The sequence below is a fragment of the Microbacterium sp. genome (genome assembly GCF_047606385.1).
Classification (GTDB): domain Bacteria; phylum Actinomycetota; class Actinomycetes; order Actinomycetales; family Microbacteriaceae; genus Microbacterium.
On sequence record NZ_JASGEL010000125.1, the window covers coordinates 1 to 16712 of the forward strand.

15 protein-coding genes are annotated in these 16712 nt (G+C 71.6%); 3 read left to right on the forward strand and 12 right to left on the reverse strand.

The features are described 5' to 3' along the window. Positions 1 to 89: 89 nt before the first annotated feature. The 3 genes from QM626_RS12150 to QM626_RS12160 form a co-directional block, all read right to left on the reverse strand. Positions 90 to 2975 carry a GGIII-like transmembrane region-containing protein gene (locus tag QM626_RS12150; protein WP_415077211.1) on the reverse strand — a complete coding sequence of 962 codons (2886 nt, stop codon included), beginning with the start codon at positions 2973 to 2975 and terminating at the stop codon, positions 90 to 92. Then, a complete protein-coding gene (locus tag QM626_RS12155; RefSeq protein WP_415077212.1) occupies positions 2972 to 3961 on the reverse strand; it encodes an ABC transporter substrate-binding protein in 990 nt (329 codons plus the stop codon). Before QM626_RS12155 ends, QM626_RS12150 begins: the two co-directional genes overlap by 4 nt. A gap of 151 nt (positions 3962 to 4112) precedes the next feature. Next, positions 4113 to 6698, reverse strand: coding sequence for an LPXTG cell wall anchor domain-containing protein (locus tag QM626_RS12160; protein ID WP_415077213.1), 2586 nt, complete (start codon positions 6696 to 6698; stop codon positions 4113 to 4115). 173 nt (positions 6699 to 6871) lie between these two features. On the opposite strand from QM626_RS12160, the gene QM626_RS12165 reads away from it, so the two are divergent. From QM626_RS12165 to QM626_RS12175, 3 genes are all read left to right on the forward strand, one after another. Further along, on the forward strand, positions 6872 to 7855 hold the full coding sequence (locus tag QM626_RS12165) for a phosphodiester glycosidase family protein (RefSeq protein WP_415077214.1): 984 nt from the start codon (positions 6872 to 6874) through the stop codon (positions 7853 to 7855). A gap of 5 nt (positions 7856 to 7860) precedes the next feature. Continuing rightward, positions 7861 to 9000, forward strand: coding sequence for a GtrA family protein (locus tag QM626_RS12170; RefSeq protein ID WP_415077215.1), 1140 nt, complete (start codon positions 7861 to 7863; stop codon positions 8998 to 9000). 81 nt (positions 9001 to 9081) lie between these two features. Next, entirely contained in the window at positions 9082 to 9489 is a 408-nt protein-coding gene (locus QM626_RS12175; protein WP_415077216.1) for a transferase, read from the forward strand. Between the two features lie 16 nt (positions 9490 to 9505). On the opposite strand, the gene QM626_RS12180 is transcribed toward QM626_RS12175, so the two are convergent. From QM626_RS12180 to QM626_RS12220, 9 genes are all read right to left on the reverse strand, one after another. Further along, entirely contained in the window at positions 9506 to 9967 is a 462-nt protein-coding gene (locus tag QM626_RS12180) for an NUDIX domain-containing protein (RefSeq protein ID WP_415077217.1), read from the reverse strand. Positions 9968 to 10088: 121 nt separating this feature from the next. Beyond that, on the reverse strand, positions 10089 to 11105 hold the full coding sequence (locus tag QM626_RS12185) for an aldo/keto reductase family protein (protein ID WP_415077218.1): 1017 nt from the start codon (positions 11103 to 11105) through the stop codon (positions 10089 to 10091). Between the two features lie 36 nt (positions 11106 to 11141). Beyond that, positions 11142 to 11768 carry a response regulator gene (locus tag QM626_RS12190; RefSeq protein ID WP_415077219.1) on the reverse strand — a complete coding sequence of 209 codons (627 nt, stop codon included), beginning with the start codon at positions 11766 to 11768 and terminating at the stop codon, positions 11142 to 11144. After that, on the reverse strand, positions 11765 to 12943 hold the full coding sequence (locus QM626_RS12195; RefSeq protein WP_415077220.1) for a sensor histidine kinase: 1179 nt from the start codon (positions 12941 to 12943) through the stop codon (positions 11765 to 11767). The genes QM626_RS12190 and QM626_RS12195 overlap by 4 nt, the downstream gene beginning before the upstream one ends. Next, a complete protein-coding gene (locus QM626_RS12200) occupies positions 12944 to 13780 on the reverse strand; it encodes an ABC transporter permease (protein ID WP_415077221.1) in 837 nt (278 codons plus the stop codon). Then, positions 13777 to 14724, reverse strand: a complete 948-nt coding sequence (locus tag QM626_RS12205; RefSeq protein ID WP_415077222.1) for an ABC transporter ATP-binding protein — start codon at positions 14722 to 14724, stop codon at positions 13777 to 13779. Before QM626_RS12205 ends, QM626_RS12200 begins: the two co-directional genes overlap by 4 nt. A 90-nt stretch (positions 14725 to 14814) precedes the next feature. Then, positions 14815 to 15579: an ABC transporter permease gene (locus QM626_RS12210; protein ID WP_415077223.1), complete on the reverse strand. Its 765-nt coding sequence runs from the start codon at positions 15577 to 15579 to the stop codon at positions 14815 to 14817. After that, positions 15576 to 16349 (reverse strand): ABC transporter ATP-binding protein, encoded by a 774-nt coding sequence (locus QM626_RS12215; RefSeq protein ID WP_415077224.1) that lies wholly within the window; start codon positions 16347 to 16349, stop codon positions 15576 to 15578. Before QM626_RS12215 ends, QM626_RS12210 begins: the two co-directional genes overlap by 4 nt. Further along, on the reverse strand, positions 16346 to 16711 hold the full coding sequence (locus QM626_RS12220) for a DUF1048 domain-containing protein (RefSeq protein ID WP_415077225.1): 366 nt from the start codon (positions 16709 to 16711) through the stop codon (positions 16346 to 16348). Before QM626_RS12220 ends, QM626_RS12215 begins: the two co-directional genes overlap by 4 nt. Position 16712 lies beyond the last annotated feature (1 nt).

The window sequence follows — 16712 nt, forward strand, 5'->3', positions numbered from 1 at the left end:
GCCGGGCGGCAGCGCCGTCGCCGGCAGCGCGACGCCGACGGCGAGGGCGCCGGCGAGCGCGAGACCGGCGAGGGCTCGCCCCGCGCGGCTCATCGTGCCGCCTCCGTCGGGCGACGCCGGGCGACCGCGATCACGACGATCACCAGGGCCGCGGCCAGCGCCGCGCCGCCGCCGATGAACCACCAGTCCGCGGCCGAGAGAGCGCCTCCCGAGCCGGTGCCCGTCGTCGTGGCGGCCTCCGCCGAGGCGTCGGCGACGTCGTCGCTCGTCGCGCTCGAGGTCGTGGCGGTCTCGCTCGCCGCGACCGTGACAGCGGTCCAGCCGATGAGGGCGCCGTCGGCGTCCAGCACGGCCAGCTTGTGGGCGCCGGCCGGCAGCGCCGCGACGTCGACGCGGATGAGCTTGTCCGTGTCCACGGCGATCCAGCCCACCGGCGTCGGATCGGAGAACGCGTAGACGTACACCCAGTCGCCGGGCGACGCATACGGCAACAGGATCGTCACGATCGTGCCGTCCTGCGTGCCGGTCACGGATCCGGCGTTGGCGGCGGTGAGCTCCGCGTCGGAGGCGACCGGGGAAGCCGGCACCGTGGTGGGCGCGACCGTGCTGCCGACGGAGACGCCGATCGTGCGCACGCTCGGCGCGGGCGTCGCAGTGGTCGCGGTGGTGCTCGTGCCGTCGGTCGTGGCGGCCGCCTCGGGCACGTGCAGCGACGCCCAGCCGCGCAGCGTGCCGGTCTCGCCCTGGTTGCCGTTGAGCACGGCGATCCTGATGTCGCCGGTGGGCAGCGTCACGCCGCTGAGGGATGCCGTGACCACGCCGCCTGCCGCGGCCCGGAACCAGGTCGACAGCCAGGGGTACCGCGGCGACCCGTCGGCGGCGTAGGGCATGAGGTAGAGCCAGTCGCCCGCGGAGGCACCGGGCACCGTGACGGTCAGCGTGTCGGTGCCGAGCACGGCGGTCACGCCGTTCGCGGTCGCGCTGGTCAGCGTCGCCGCGTCGAGCGGGTCCGGGACGCCGCCCGGCGCGTAGGCGCCGACGACGAACTCGCCGGAGAGGACGGTGCGCGACTGGTCGCCGGCGGCGAGGCTGCCGGTGAGCAGGCGCAGCGTGTGCGCCCCCTCGCCGAAGGCCGGCGAGGAGCCGCCGGACCCCGACGTCGTGCCGTCCGGCAGCTGCACGTACGTGTCGAACGTGCCGTTCGTGTCGTCGGCCTCGATGATCGCCCAGATCGTCTGGTTGGCGTGCACGCTCGTGTCGAGGCGGCTGTACGCGCCCTCGTCGAGCTTGATCGCGATGACCGAGCCGCCGCTGGCCGCGGTCGGGTTGCACCAGCCCGCGCCGGTGACGTGCAGCAGACCACCGGCCTCGACGGTGGGGGTCACGATCGTGACCGCGGCGGTGTCGCTGGTGGGCACGCAGGTCGGCAGGGTGCCGGTGCCCGTGTCGGTGTACGGCACGCCCCCGACGGTGAGGAAGGAGGTCGTCTGCGAGCGCGAGACGTCGTCCACCCCGAACCTGCCGGAGAGGAACTGGGCCGTCAGGAACTGGCCCGCGGTCAGGCCCGCCGGCGCGTCGATCGTGATCTCGAAGCTGCCGTCGGCGTCGATCGTGTACACATTGGGCGCGTCCGCGTCGTTCGAGGGCGCCAGCAGCGCCCAGATCGTCGGGTCGGGCGACCCGGCGAGGGCCTCGATCACGCCGTCACCGGTGCGTGTGTACTGCGCGCCGGTGCCGTAGTTGAGCTTGATCGCGACGGTCGAGGCGCCGGTGCCCGCCTTGTCGACCCAGCCGGTGCCGGCGATGCGGATCGTGCTGCCCTCTCCGGCGGCGACGTCGTCCTCGACCCAGGCGACGGCGGTGCTGCCGGTCGTGGCATCCGTCTGGGTGATCGTGGTGTGCGACCAGCTCGGCTCGGTGACGGGCTCCTTCACCACGGTGAAGGATGCCGGCTGCGCCGCCGTGGTGCGCACCCTGTCGGTGCCCGATGGGGTCTGCAGCGAGCCCGAGAGGAGCGTGATCGAGTGGGTCTCGCCGACGCTCCAGTCCTGGTTCGAGCTCGTCAGGGTCGGGTAGGGGATCGTCATCTCCCACTCGCCGTCCGCGTCGGCGGTGACGATGGCGAACACCGTCTTGTTCGCGAAGACGGTGTCCGTGAACGGGTTGACGACGTCCAGGGTCGTCTTCGGCGTCGCACCGTCGTCGAGCTTGACGGCGACCGTCGAGCCGCCGGTGCCCGCGGTGTTCACCCAGCCGGCGCCGCTGATGACGATGTCCTCGCCCTCGGCGACGGTGCTGGGCACCCACCAGTGCACGGAGGAGTCGCTCGCGAGCGTGTACTCGGTGCCGGTGTGGGTGACGGTCGTCCCGGTGTCGCCCGAGTCGGCGTCGTCGGTCGTCCCGGGATCCGCCGGGCCGGTGTCGGTCGCACCGCCGTCGCCGGTGACGGTGTCGCTCGCGCCCGTGGATGCGGCGACGATCGTGAACGTGAGGGTGCCGGAGCGCACCACGTCGCCCGACAGCAGCGACCCGGTGAGCAGGTTGATGGTGTGGGCCTCGCCCGCAGCCCACGTCGCGGTCGAGCTCGCCGTCGTCGGGAACGGCAGGTCGAGGCTCCAGGCGCCGGTGGCGTCCGCCTGCACGGCCGCGATGACGGTCTTGTTGCCGATCGTGGCGCCGGTGGCCGGATTGGTCACCGTGCCGGTGGTCGAGACCGCGCCGGCGTCGAGCTTGACGCCGATCACCGACCCCGTCGTCTGCGCGGTGTCGAGCCAGCCGGTGCCGGAGAGGTGGATGGTCTGGCCCACCACGACGGTCGTCGGGCCGGTGTAGCCGGCGCCGTCGCTGGTCGTCGCCGTCACCACGTCGGCGGCGAGGGCCGCGGACGCGCCGCCCACCGAGAGCGCGGCGAGCGTCACCGCCGCCAGCGCCGCGACGACGGCTCGAGCCCGGGTCTGGGCGGATGCGATGGTCATGCGAGTGCCTCCACGACGTCGTCGACGATGCGATTCATGAGCAGGGGGCCGCCGGTGGAGGTCCACGCGGACCCGTCGACGGGGATGATGTGGCCGTGGACGTAGGCGTTCAGCTCGGTGAAGCCGGGCACGGCCTCCGCATCGGCGAGGGCCGTCTCGGCATCCGCGACGCCTGCCGACCCCCCGGCGTCCGGGTTGTCCACGCTGGATCCGCCCAGCGTGCCGAAGAACATGTAGTCGGCGTCGATGTCGGTGAGGTTCTCGTTCGACACCGGTTCGGAGTGACCGCGTCCGATGCGGTCCTGGCTGGCGGGCCGCGCGAGGCCGAGGTCTTCGAGCGCCTGCCCGGGCGGCAGCTCCTCGAGGATGACGGATGCCGAGCCGCCCTGCCAGCGCACGATCGAGAACGTGTCGTCGGCGTAGGCGCCGAGCTGCGCGGCGGCCTCGGTCACGCGGGTGTCGTAGTCGGCGATCACCTGGGCACCCTCGTCCGTCAGGCCCAGCGCCTCGGCGACGAGCGTGAAGTTGTCGCGCCAGTCGCCGCCGGCGTAGCCGGTGTAGACGACGGGGGCGATCTGGCGCAGCGCCTCGATGACGGGCGGGTTGTTGTTGACGCTCGTGCCGTCGACCAGGATCAGGTCGGGCGAGACCGCGCCGATCGCCTCGTAGTTGGGCTCGGAGATCGAGCCGAGGATCGGCAGATCGCCGGCCACGTCGGACAGGTAGTTCGGCACCGTCGACTGGCCGCGGCCGCTGACGGTGCCGACGGGGGTGACCCCGAGCGCCAGGACGCCGTCGAGCGTGGGCTCGGAGAGGGTGACCACGCGCTGCGGATGTGCCGGGACCTCGACCGAGGTCCCCTCGGCGTCGACCACCGTGCGTGTCGCACCGGTCGGGTCCGCAGATGCGGCGGCGCAGCCGGTGAGCGCGAGCATCGCGACCACGAGCACGGCGAGAGCGCTTCTTACGCGCACGGGAACAGACATGGAAGGGACAGCCGCTTCGTCGGGGGGGGCGAAGGCTGCGCACACGGCGCGCCATCAGATCTAACTAAGGCTAGGCATACCTCTTACACAGGTCAAGCCAGCCGGATCGGCGAGCGGCGGGCGGGTCCGACCCGCCCGCCGCTCGCGTCGATCAGCTGCCGCGGACGCTCCGGCGACGCGCGACCACGAAGGCCGCGCCGCCCAGGAGCAGCAGCAGGGCGCCCGCCGCCGGCATCCAACCGGCGTCCGAGCCGCCGGTCACGGCGAGGCTGCCCGACGACGCCGCGGCCGCGGCGGTCACGGTCAGGCTGTACCAGCCGATCACCGTGCCGGTGTCGTCGGTCACCGCCAGGCTGTGCACGCCGGTCGCGAGATCGGCCGGGATCGTCACCGAGAAGCTGTCGCCGGTCAGACCCGTGACGATGCCGAGATCCGTCGCGGTGGAGAAGATCCACGCGTGCACCGTGGTGCCGTGCTCGGTCTCGATGGTCACGGTGATCTGCTCGCCCTGCGCGGCGGATGCCGGACCCGAGATCAGGCCCTCGGTCGATGCCGTGAGCTGGTCCTCGGTCGGCACGGTGTCGATCGAGCCCGCCGTGGTGTCCGTGCCGTCGTCGGCGCCGTCATCCGTGCCGTCGTCGGTGGGGATCTCGTCGGGGGTGATCTTCCAGACCGAGTTCACCGTGTTCTTGTCCACGACGTAGGCGTTGCCCTGACCGTCGACCGTCACGTGGTTCGCGCGGACGATCGGCAGGTTCGCGACCTTCGTGCCGTCGAGATCGGTCACCGTGACGGTGCCGCCGCTGAGGTTGGTCACGTAGACGAGGGAGTTGACCTCGTCCACGGCGACGTTGAGCGCCCCGGTGCCGGTGGGCACCTCGGCGAGGGTCTCCCCCGTGGTCGCGTCGGCGATCACGAGCTCGTCGGTGTTCTGGCTGGCGATGTAGAGGCGGTTGTCGTCCGCGTCGTAGTCGATGCCCGACGCGCCGCGGCCGCCGACGTCGATGCCGGTGATGGTGAGGAAGGTGACCTCGAGCGTGTCGGTGTCGATCTTCGCGACCTGGTTGCTGGACAGGCTCGGCGAGACCAGCACGCCGTCCTCGACGTCGAGCGAGACCGGGTTGAAGTCGGCACGCGCACCGGTCTGGATGTCGGTGATCTTCTCGAACGTGGCCGCGTCGAACACGCTGATGTAGCCGTCGCCGCTCGTCCCCTCGCTCGCCGAGCTCGCGAAGACACGGTTGGTCCCCGGGTCGTAGATCACGTCGCGCGGGTGCGAGATCGTGCCCGCCGCGTACTGCTTGAGCAGCGTCAGGTCGTCCGCGTCGTAGACGGCGACCGCGCCGGTACGGGTGTTGGTGACCCAGACCGTGCCGTTGACGTCGTCGACGCCCACACCGTAGGGGGCCTGTCCGACCACGTCGTCGCCGTCGGCGACGTCCTTCGGGTGCACGCTGGCGACGATCTCGAGCGTGTCGGGGTCGAGCTTGTACAGGTAGCCGTCCTCGGCCGATCCGGTGCCGGAGGCCGCGGTGGCGAACAGAGCGTCCTGCGCCTCGCTGTAGGCCGACTGGTACAGGCCCTGGAAGATGCCGTCGCTGTACGAGCTCAGCGTGAACGCGTCGTCGCCGAAGATCGTGGCGTCCGGCGAGATCTTCTGGCTGCTCAGCGTGAACGTCGCGGCCGGCTCGTCCAGCGTGACGGTGACCGGGTAGGTGCCGAGGGCCTGGTCGGCCGGAATGGTGTACGAGAGCGTCGCCACGCCGTCGACGGCTGCGGTGGGCAGGCCGCTGAAGACGACGCCGGTGCCGTCGAAGGACGCGGCGGTCACCGACGAGCCGGCGGGCAGGTTCGAGAGCGTCAGGGTGCCGCTGGAGCCCTGCGTGAGCGACGAGTACGAGGGGGTCGGCAGCACCGTGAACGTGCGCGTCTTGGTGCCCGAGGTGGCACCGGTGACCGCGATCGTGTGCTCGCCCGCCGTCAACGCGCCGGAGGCGAAGACGACGGTCGTGCCCGTCAGCGCCCCGGTGTCTGACGCCGTGCCGCCGGTCGCCCAGGCGGCATCCGTGCCGTCGACCGCGGCGGTGAGGACCTCGCCGTCGGCGAACGTGCCGGCCGCGCCCGCGACCGTCACGGTCAGCTGGCCCGCGCTCGCACCGCGCGTGCCCACGGAGGTCGTGACAGTCAGGGTGTCGGCGCTGACGGTGAAGGTGACGTACACCGAGCGCACGGTGTCACCGCCGGGCTTCACGGAGCCGGTGAGCAGCTGCAGGTGGTGCGTGGTGCCGGCGGCCCACTCCGACGTCAGCGCGGGGTTGGCGGTATTGGCGGTGGTCGGGAACGGGATGTCGGCGGAGAAGTCGCCGTCGTCGTCCGCGACGATGCCGCTCCAGATCGAGGCGGTGCCGGAGGTCTGGCCCGGGAAGACGAACTGGCCGGACGAAGGCTCGGTCGTGAGGTTGGCGCCCTCGACGCCGCCCGCGGCGCCGAGCTTGACGGCGATCCAGGAACCGTCGGCGTCACCGTCATCGGCGCCGTCGGTCCAACCCGTGCCTTCGAGATGGATGCTGTCGCCCTGGATGACGGCATCGGCGACGGACACCGTCGCGCCGGTGCTGCCGCCGTTCAGCCAGGTGCCGGTGTCGGCGAAGGCCGGGGCGGCTGCGGCAAGGCTCAGCCCGAGGACGGCGACGACCGCCGCGGGCACGCGGCTCTTCCGCCAGGTCGAGGTACTCATGAAACTCCCATGTGGTCGAGGACGAAAAGGCAGGCGAATAATAGGTAAGCCTAACCTTGAGCAGGTTAATGGCTCGGAGGCCACCTTTGTCAAACGCGGTGACTCCGGCATCCACAGTCGCCCCATAGCGCCGGCTCACGGCCCGCATCGGCTGATCCGCTTCACTCGATGCCATGGAGGAGAAGACCCGGACATCCCCGCGGCGGCCGCGGCGGAAGATGCGCAGGGGCGTCAAGCTCGGCCTGCTCTCCGGCGGTCTGGTCGTCGTGCTCGTCGCCGGGGGCGGCACGGTCTGGGCGCTGGAGCGCTTCGTCATCCCCCACGTGGAGATCTCCGACGTCGCCGCCTACGAGGCGGAGCAGAACGGCACGACGGCGACCGACGACGCGAGCGACGACTCCGACGCGGTGATCACCGACAACACGTACACGTCGGATGATGCGAGCATCACGATCACCGAGTACACGCAGGGCTCGGGGGACGACACCGTCACCTACTACGTCGCCGACGTGACCCTCAGCGACGCGACGGTGCTGCAGAGCGCGTTCGCGAACAACCAGTTCGGCGAGAACATCACCGACCTGGTCTCCGACATCGCCGAGGACAACGGCGCCGTGTTCGCCATCAACGGGGACTACTACGGCTTCCGCTCCACCGGGATCGAGATCCGCAACGGTGTGATCTTCCGCGACGAGCCGGCGCGGGAGGGTCTCGTGTTCTACCAGGACGGCACCGTCGCCGTGTACGACGAGACCACGACCACGGCGGAGGAGCTGGTGGCCGACGGCGCCTGGAACACCCTGAGCTTCGGGCCGGCGATCGTCGAGGACGGCGAGATCGTCGACGGCATCGACGACGTCGAGATCGACACGAACATCGGCAACCACTCGATCCAGGGCGAGCAGCCTCGCACCGCGGTCGGCGTGATCGACGAGAACCACCTCGTCTTCGTCGTCGTCGACGGACGCGACACCGGCTACAGCGCGGGCGTCACGATGACCGGCCTCGCCGAGATCATGCTCTCGCTCGGCGTCACCACGGCCTACAACCTGGACGGCGGCGGGTCCAGCGAGATGTGGTTCAACGGCGAGGTCGTGAACGAGCCTTCCAACGGTGGCGAGCGCGCCACCAGCGACATCCTCTACATCGCGGGGTGATCACCATGACGACAGCCATTCTCATTCCGGCATACGAACCGGACGGGCGTTTGCCTCAGCTCGTGATCGCCCTGCGGCGGATCGCTCCCGATCGCCCGGTGGTCGTGGTCGACGACGGCTCCGGGCGCGACTACCGCGACGTCTTCGACATCGCCGAGGCGGCCGGCGCCGACGTCGTGCGGATCGGCCGCAACCAGGGGAAGGGGTTCGCGCTGCGGGTCGGCATCCGCACGATCATGCGGGATCACCCCGGGCACGACGTGGTGACCGCCGACAGCGACGGGCAGCACGGCCCCGCCGACATCGAGCGGGTCGCCCGCGCTCTCGCCGCCCAGGAGGCGCCGACGATCGTGCTCGGCTCACGCGCCTTCGAAGGCGAGGAGGTCCCGGGCAGGTCGAGGTTCGGCAACCGGATGACCCGGGTCGCGTTCCGGCTCGTCGCCGGCGTCGACGTGCGCGACACGCAGACCGGCCTGCGCGGGTTGCCGGCGTCCGCGCTGGAGTGGCTGCTGACCGTGGCGGGGGATCGCTTCGACTACGAGTTCCGTGTGCTGCTGCAGGCGCGGGCCGCCGGCTTCGGCCTGAGCGAGGTGCCGATCGCGACGATATACACGGAAGGGAATGCGTCCAGCCATTTCCGCCCGCTGGTGGACTCGGTGCGCATCTACGCGCCGCTCGCACGGTTCGCGGCGTCCGCTCTGGTGGCCTTCGGCATCGACACGCTCATGCTGCTGCTCCTCCAGTCCTGGACGGGGTGGCTGCTGTTCTCGGTCGTCGGCGCACGCCTGATCAGCGGCTCGGTCAACTACGCGGTCAACCGTTCGATGGTGTTCCGTCGTGGTCGGGAGATCCCGGTGCGGGTCTCGGCGCTGCGGTACATCTCGCTCGCCGGTCTGCTGCTGGCGGCCAACTTCGGCATCATCACCGCGCTGACCCAGGCCGGCATCCCGCTGCTGGCGGCCAAGGTGATGACCGAGGCGACGCTGTTCGCGGTGAGCTTCGGCGTGCAGCGCACGGTGGTGTTCGCGCGGCGCGACGCCGACGCATCCCCGAGCGCGCATTCCGGCAGCGAGGGAGTGGGCGAACCCCGCGGTCTCGGCGGCCAGGAGAGATTTCGCGGCGAACGAGAGCTCGTGCGCCGCTGACGCACCGACGACGGGGGAATGAATCCGATGTCCCGGCGGTTATTCCTTTGTTCAGCGTCTGATGCGCTGCAGGAGGGGATCGTGGGCAAGAACTACGTCGACATCGAGAACGACCGCGGCGAGACGCTGCGGTACCGCAAGCACGCCAATGGGCGTGGCCTCATCGCCAACGGCGCCAAGGTGCACCCGTCGGCCATCATCGAGGCGGGCGCGTACATCGAACCGGGTGTGCAGATCGCCGCGGGCGCCTATGTCGGAAGCGGCGCGTGGATCGAGTCGGACGTCGTGATCGGCCCGCAGGTGCGCATCGCACCGCACGCGCACATCGGCCCGAAGGCCCAGGTCGGTGCCGGTGCGACGATCGGTGTGCGCACGCAGGTCGGCACCGGGGCACGCGTCGCGGGCGGGTCGCTCATCGGCGACGACCAGACGATCCACGACGGCGAGCGCGTCGCCACCGACCGGCGGGGATTCCGGCTCGCGGCCTGACGCCCCACGTCTCGGGCTAGCCGAGCAGCGCGGCGAGCACGTCCAGCGCCGGCCGCTGACCGGCGACGAGCAGGTCACGCGCCCGTGTCACGTCCGTCCACTCGGCGCGGTCGACCTCGGGGAAGCTCGCACGGCGCCCGGAACGAGGCGGCCACTCCATCTCGAACCGGCCGTAGGCGAACGGCGGATGCCGCCAGCCGTCGGCGTCCGCCGCGAACACGGTGACGCGCTTGCCCGACGCGTAGGCGAACGTGCCGAGCTCGAGCAGCGGCACCGACGGCGGGTCGACGCCGAGCTCCTCCCGGAACTCGCGCGCGGCGGCAGCCGTCGCGTCCTCCCGTTCGGGGTCGTACTCCCCTTTCGGGATCGACCACGCCCCGGCATCCCTGCGTGCCCAGAACGGGCCGCCCATGTGGGCGATCAGGACCTCCGTGGCGGCGGCGCGGTGCAGCAGCAGCCCTGCGCTGGTCACCGGCATCGGCTGCCCCGGTCCGACCGTGTCATAACTCCGCCTGTTCCGCGGTCCCTCGCCCGGACGCGCCCGCGGCTACGCGGGCCCTCGCCCACGCCGCGCACGTGCAGGAGGAGTTGTGGCACGCTCAGGCGCCCGGGCGTGTCTTGGGCGAGACGGTGTACGTCTTCTCCGGGTCGGTCTCCGCGACCGGCAGCAGGGCATCGTCGATCGCGGCGAGGGCGTCGGCATCCAGCTCGACACCGGACGCCTTCACGGTGTCCTCGAGCTGCTGCGGGCGGGAGGCGCCGACCAGTGCGGCGGAGACGTTCGGGTTCTGCAGCACCCAGGCGATCGCGAGCTGCGGCAGCGTGAGGCCGGCCTGATCGGCCACCGGCGCCAGTCGCTGCACGGCGGTGAGCACCTCGTCGCGCAGGAAGCGCTGGATGAACCTGTCGCCGCCGTGCGCGTCCGTCGCGCGGGACCCCTCGGGCCGCGGCTGGCCGGGCAGGTACTTGCCGCTGAGCACACCCTGCGCCATCGGCGACCAGACGATCTGCGAGATGCCGAGCTCCTCGCTCGTGGGCACGATCTTGCCCTCGATCACGCGCCAGAGCGCCGAGTACTGCGGCTGGTTCGAGACCAGCTGGATGCCGAGCTCCGTCGCCAGCGCGTGCCCCGCCCGCAGCTGCTCGGCGGTCCATTCGCTCACCCCGATGTACAGCGCCTTGCCCTGCCGCACGACCTCGGCGAAGGCCTGCATGGTCTCCTCGAGCGGTGTCTCGTAGTCGTATCGATGCGCCTGGTACAGGTCGACGTACTCGACGCCGAGACGGCGCAGCGACCCGTCGATCGCGTCGCGGATGTGCTTGCGGCTCAGGCCCGCGTCGTTCGGGCCCTTGCGGCCGACCGGCCAGTAGACCTTCGTGAAGATCTCCACGTCCTCACGCGACTGGCCGCGCAGCGCGTCGCCGAGCACGACCTCCGCGGCGGTGTTGGCGTAGGCGTCGGCGGTGTCGAAGCTCGTGATGCCGAGCTCGAGCGCCCGGTGCACGGTGGCGATCGCCTGCTCGTTGCCGATCTGGGACGCGTGGGTGATCCAGTTCCCGTAGGTGATCTCCGAGACCTTGAAGCCGCTGTTGCCGAGGTAGCGATAGTTGACCATGGCTCCACGCTAAGCCCGCGCACCCCGGGCGGGAGCTCACAGCAGCCGCAGCTCCATCGCGCGGGTGACGGCGCGGGTGCGGTCGTCCACCCCGAGCTTCGCGAACGCATGGAGCAGATGCGTCTTGACCGTCGACTCGCCCAGGAACAGCCGCTCGCCCACCGCGCGGTTGCTCAGCCCCTGGGCGACCAGCCGCAGCACGTCGAGCTCGCGGGCGGTCAGCGATGGCGCGGTGTCCGCCGGGCCGCGCACCGCCTGCCGCACCAGCACGCGCGACACGCTGGGCGCGAGCGCGAGCTCGCCGTCTGCGACGGCACGGATGCCGGCGAGCAGCTCCTCCTCGGGCGCGGCCTTGAGCAGGTAGCCGCTGGCCCCCGCACCGATCGCGCGCAGGATCGCGTCGTCGTTCTCATAGGTCGTGAGCACGACGATCCGCGCCGCCGGATCGTCGCGGCGGATGAGGGAGGCTGCCTCGTCGCCGTCCATCCCCGGCATCCGCAGGTCCATGAGGATCACATCGGGGGCGAGCGATGCGGCCGCCGCCACCGCCTCGGCCCCGGAGGCCGCCATCCCCACCACGGTCATGTCCGCGGCGGCCTCGACGAGGGCAGCGAGCCCGGTCCGCACGATCGGGTGGTCGTCGGCGACAAGCACCCGGATCATGTCGCCGCTCCGGCCGGCACGCGCGCGCGAAGCTCGACGGCGCCCTTCGTGCCGTCGAGCTTCAGGCTGCCGCCGACCAGGCCCAGTCGTGCCCGCAGTCCGTTCAGCCCGTAGCCGGCGGGCTCCACCCCCGGGTCGAAGCCGTGGCCATCGTTGCGCACCGTCAGGGTCGCGCCGGCCTCGTCGCTGATGAGCGAGACCAGGATGCGGCGCGCCTCGGCGTGCTTGCGGACGTTGGCGAACCCCTCCTGCGCGCACCGCAGCAGCACGACCTCGGTCTCGCGGTCCAGTGGCCGGGCCAGCGCCACCTGCACCTCCACTTCGACGCCCGCCTCGCGGCGGAAGCGTGCCGCGAGGATCTCGAGGGCGCCTGCGAGACCGCTCCCGGCCAGCTCGAGCGGGGCGCTCCCGGCGACGAGCGTGCGGGTCTCGGTGAGCGCGGTACGCACAGCGTCCTCCACCCCCTCGAGCCCGGCATCGGTCAGCCGGGAGCCGGCCAGCTCGCGGCGGGCGCGCTGCACCAGCAGCACCGCCGCGGTCAGCGACTGGGCGAGGGTGTCGTGCAGCTCCCGCGCGAGCCGTTCGCGCTCGGCGGTGACGCCGGCGTCGCGATGCAGCACGGCCACCTCCTCGTGTGCCGCGGTCAGCTCGGTCAGCAATCGGTCGCGCTGGCGCCCGTGCGCGTAGAGGCTGCTCTGCCACAGGCCCATCGCGGCGGCGAAGCCGAACGAGATGCCCTGGGTCAGCAGGGCTGTGATCACCGCTCCCGAGCCGGTACCGGTGCTGATCAGGAAGCCGCCGAACACGGCCGCCGCGAGCGCCAGCGACAGCGGGAGTCCCCGGCGAGGGCCGGGGACCAGCATCCACAACGCCGGGAACGCCCAGAACTGGAACACGGCGTTGCTGGCCGCGATCGCGGTCGCCGCCCCGGTAAACACGATCGTGGCGATCGCCCAGCCCCAGGCGGCGAGCGAGCCGGCGGGCACACCGCGCCCGGACGCGAGGAACACGGCCGCATAGCCGGCGAAGAGCACGAGGGAGAGCGTCGGCGCCCTCCAGTCGCCGCCGGCGCCCAGCGCTGCGGCGACACCGCACACCACGACGGCGGCCAGGAGTGCGACCCCCCAACCCCTCGCACTCATGGCCGCCTCGCGGTCGCCTCGCAGCGTGGTCACTCAGCCATCCTTGCGGATCCAGCGGAAGGTGACACGGGCGAGGACGAGACCCGCGACCAGCCAGATGCCGGTCACGAGGAGCGTGAGCGGATGCTCCCAGGTGCCGCTGGGGGTCATCGCGGCGAACGAGTCGGGCAGGAACACCGACTGCATCCCCTGCACGAGCCAGTGCAGCGGGAAGACGCCGGCGAACGCCTGCAGCCAGCCGGGCAGCAGCGAGAACTGGATGAACACCCCGGAGATGAACTCGAGCACCAGCACGACGGGGATGACGACCGCCGTGGCGCTGCGGCCCGAGCGCGGCAACGCGCTCAGCCCGATGCCGAGGATCGCGCAGGTCGCCACGCCCAGCAGGAACACCCAGGCGAAGGTGAGCCACTTCCCGGGGTCGGTCGGCAGCGCGACGTCGAACACGAGCGCCGCCACCGCGATCAGCAGGGCCGCTTGGGCCAGCCCGGTGATCAGCACCATCCCGAGCTTGCCGATGAAGTACGACACGGGCGAGAGCGGGGTGCCGCCCAGCCGCTTGAGCGTGCCGTCGCCGCGTTCGACGGCGATCGCGATCGCCAGGTTCTGCGTGCCCGAGAGCAGCAGGCCCGCCGCCAGCATCCCGGGCAGGTAGAAGGATGCCGCGTCGATCGCGTCGCTGCCGGCGCCGAAGCTCTGCGAGCTGAAGGCGACCGAGAAGATCAGCAGGAACACGAGCGGGAACAGGAACGTGAAGAACACCGAGTCGCCCTGCCGGAAGTAGTCGCGCACCTCGTACCCGATACGGGCGAGGCCCAGGCGCAGCGTGTGCCCGATCCCGAGGCGTGCGGGGGATGCGATGGCGGTCATGCCCGGTTTCCTTCCGAGGCGGGGACGACGGATATCGGGACGGCGATGTCGGCCGCGGAGGCCGCGGCGGGGATCCCGGCATCCGGCTCGGACGACCCGGCCTGCGCCGCGCCGAGCAGGTCGAGGTAGATGTCCTCGAGGGTGGGGCGCACCACCTCGAGCCCCGCCGGCTCGGCGCCCCGTGCCACGAGGTGCGCGACGAGCTCGCCGGGTCGGTCGGTGCGCTCCTCGTGGAGGATGCCGTCCTCCTGCCATCGCACGATCGGCACGCGCGCCGCCGGGCCGCCGATGGTGGCGATCTCGCCGAGCGCGGCCACCCGTCCGGCGACGACGATCGCCGCCCGGCTGGAGAGCTCGGCGGCCTCGTCGAGGTAGTGCGTGGTGAGGATGATCGTGGTGCCCTCCTCCTGCAGGCTGCGGATGAGGTCCCAGAACTGGCGCCGCACCTCGGGATCGAAGCCGGTCGTCGGCTCGTCGAGGAACAGCAGCTCCGGCGAGCCGATGATGCCGAGCGCCACGTCGACCCGTCGCCGTTGGCCTCCGGAGAGCCGCCGGACGCTGGTGGCGGCCTTCTCGGTCAAGCCCACCGCCTCGATCACCCGGTCGACGTCACGCGGGCGCGGGTAGAAGCCGGCGAAGTGCGCGAGCAGCTGGCGCACCGTCGCGCTGGGCGCCTCGCCGGTGCTCTGCAGCACGATGCCCAGACGTGCCTTCCATGCCGGGCCGCCCCGGTGCGGGTCCACGCCGAGCACGCGGACCGTGCCGCCGCTGCGATCGCGGTACCCCTCCAGGATCTCGATCGTCGTGCTCTTGCCCGCGCCGTTGGGTCCCAGCAGCGCGAACGTCTCCCCGCGGCGGATGTCGAAGTCGACGCCGCGCAGGGCCTCGAATCCCCCGCGGTACGTCTTGCGCAATCCGGTCACCTCGACGACTGCATCCGTCATGCTCCGACTCTGCTCCTCGCCGGACGCGCGGCGCTACCGCCGACCGACGGAACGCGGGGTCCACCGTTCGGTGGATGCGCGATGGCGGCCTCAGCGGATCCTGCGGCGGTAGATCGCGATCGCCGCGAGGTAGGCGACGATGAGGATGCCGAAGAGCCAGGCCAGCGCGACCCACAGGCCCCCGCCGACCGGCTGACCCGCGAAGAGCGCGCGGAGGCTGTCGACGATCGGCGTGACCGGCTGGTACTGCGCGAACCACGCGACCGGGCCCGGCATCGACGCCGTCGGCACGAACGCGGAGCTGACGAACGGCAGCAGGATCAGCGGGTAGGAGAACGCGCTCGCGCCGTCCACGGTCTTCGCCGTCAGACCCGGGATCACCGCGAGCCAGGTCAGCGCCAGCGTGAACAGGATCAGGATGCCGGACGCCGCCAGCCAGCCCGCGGGATCCGCGCCGGTGCGGAAGCCCAGCAGCAGCGCGACCGCGACGACGAGGACCAGCGACGCCGTGTTCGCCAGGAGCGAGGTGAGCACGTGCGCCCACAGCACTCCCGACCTCGCGATCGGCAGCGACTGGAACCGTTCGAAGATGCCGCTGCTCAGGTCCATGAACAGCCGGTACGCGGTGTACGAGACCCCGGAGGCGACCGTGATCAGCAGGATGCCCGGCAGCATGTAGTCGATGTACGAGCCCGTTCCCGTCTGGATCGCGCCCCCGAGCACGAACACGAACAGCAGCATGATCGCGACGGGCGTGATCGCCGTCGTGACGATCGTGTCGACGCTGCGGGTCACGTGGCGGAGCGTGCGCCCGAGCAGCACGCCGGTGTCGGAGACGAAGGCCGCGGCGCTCATCGCCGGCTCCCCCCGCCGACGAGCGCGAAGAACACGTCCTCCAGGCTCGGCTGCTTCTCAACGTATTCGACGGTCGCCGGCGGCAGCAGCCGCTTCAGCTCGTCCAGCGTGCCGGTCACGAGGATGCGTCCCTCGTGCAGGATCGCGATGCGGTCCGCGAGCTGCTCGGCCTCCTCGAGGTGCTGCGTGGTCAGCAGCACCGTCGTGCCGGATGCGGCGAGCCCGCGCACCGCGTCCCACACCTCGAGGCGCGCCTGCGGGTCCAGCCCGGTCGTGGGCTCGTCCAGGAAGATCACCGACGGGCCGCCGATGAGGGTCATCGCGATGTCGAGACGACGACGCATGCCGCCGGAGTAGGTGGCGACCCGGCGGTCGCCGGCATCCGTCAGGGAGAACCGCGCCAGGAGGTCGTCGGCGATCCGCCGGGGATGCTTCTGGTGCCGCAGTCGCGCGATGAGCACCAGGTTCTCACGACCGGTGAGGATCTCGTCGACGGCGGCGAACTGGCCGGTCAGGCTCACCGCGGCACGCACCTCGGCCGCCTGCGCGACGACGTCGAAGCCGTCGACCACGGCGACGCCCGCATCCGCTCGCAGCAGGGTGGCGAGGATGCGGACCAGCGTCGTCTTGCCGGCGCCGTTCGAGCCGAGCAGGGCGAGGACGCTGCCGCGTGCGACGTCGAGATCGACGCCCCGGAGCACCTCCAGGCCGCGATACGACTTCGTCACGCCCGCGATCCGGATCGCCGCGTCGACCGATGGCGCGCTCACGGCCTGCCGCCGTTCTCGGCGTCGCGGATCGCCTTGTCCAGCCGGGCGCGCTCCTTGTCGATCCACTTCCGCCCGGAGTAGGCCTCGACGAACGACTCCGCGAACGCGGAGGGATCGTCGCCGACGATCTCGCGCACCGGCGTGCCGTCGGCGACGGCCCGCTCCCACAGCTCGACGTAGTCGGCCATCATCGTGACGATGGTCTCGCCGTCGGTGATGCCGCCCGAGTACATGAGGTAGCGCAGCACCGCCTTCGCCGATGCGCGGTGGGGATCGGGCAGCGCGTCCATCCGCGCCTTCAGCTCCCGCCACCGCCTCTTCTGGTCGCGCGACCCGAAGATCTTATCCAGCCAGCTCGCCATG

Bases quoted from the DNA above. Each gene is read 5' to 3' on its own strand.
- QM626_RS12150 (WP_415077211.1), bottom strand. From the start codon at position 2,975: ATGACCATCGCATCCGCCCAGACCCGGGCTCGAGCCGTCGTCGCGGCG.
- QM626_RS12155 (WP_415077212.1), bottom strand. From the start codon at position 3,961: ATGTCTGTTCCCGTGCGCGTAAGAAGCGCTCTCGCCGTGCTCGTGGTC.
- QM626_RS12165 (WP_415077214.1), top strand. From the start codon at position 6,872: ATGGAGGAGAAGACCCGGACATCCCCGCGGCGGCCGCGGCGGAAGATG.
- QM626_RS12160 (WP_415077213.1), bottom strand. From the start codon at position 6,698: ATGAGTACCTCGACCTGGCGGAAGAGCCGCGTGCCCGCGGCGGTCGTC.
- QM626_RS12185 (WP_415077218.1), bottom strand. From the start codon at position 11,105: ATGGTCAACTATCGCTACCTCGGCAACAGCGGCTTCAAGGTCTCGGAG.
- QM626_RS12200 (WP_415077221.1), bottom strand. From the start codon at position 13,780: ATGACCGCCATCGCATCCCCCGCACGCCTCGGGATCGGGCACACGCTG.
- QM626_RS12170 (WP_415077215.1), top strand. From the start codon at position 7,861: ATGACGACAGCCATTCTCATTCCGGCATACGAACCGGACGGGCGTTTG.
- QM626_RS12190 (WP_415077219.1), bottom strand. From the start codon at position 11,768: ATGATCCGGGTGCTTGTCGCCGACGACCACCCGATCGTGCGGACCGGG.
- QM626_RS12210 (WP_415077223.1), bottom strand. From the start codon at position 15,579: ATGAGCGCCGCGGCCTTCGTCTCCGACACCGGCGTGCTGCTCGGGCGC.
- QM626_RS12205 (WP_415077222.1), bottom strand. From the start codon at position 14,724: ATGACGGATGCAGTCGTCGAGGTGACCGGATTGCGCAAGACGTACCGC.
- QM626_RS12220 (WP_415077225.1), bottom strand. From the start codon at position 16,711: ATGGCGAGCTGGCTGGATAAGATCTTCGGGTCGCGCGACCAGAAGAGG.
- QM626_RS12180 (WP_415077217.1), bottom strand. From the start codon at position 9,967: ATGCCGGTGACCAGCGCAGGGCTGCTGCTGCACCGCGCCGCCGCCACG.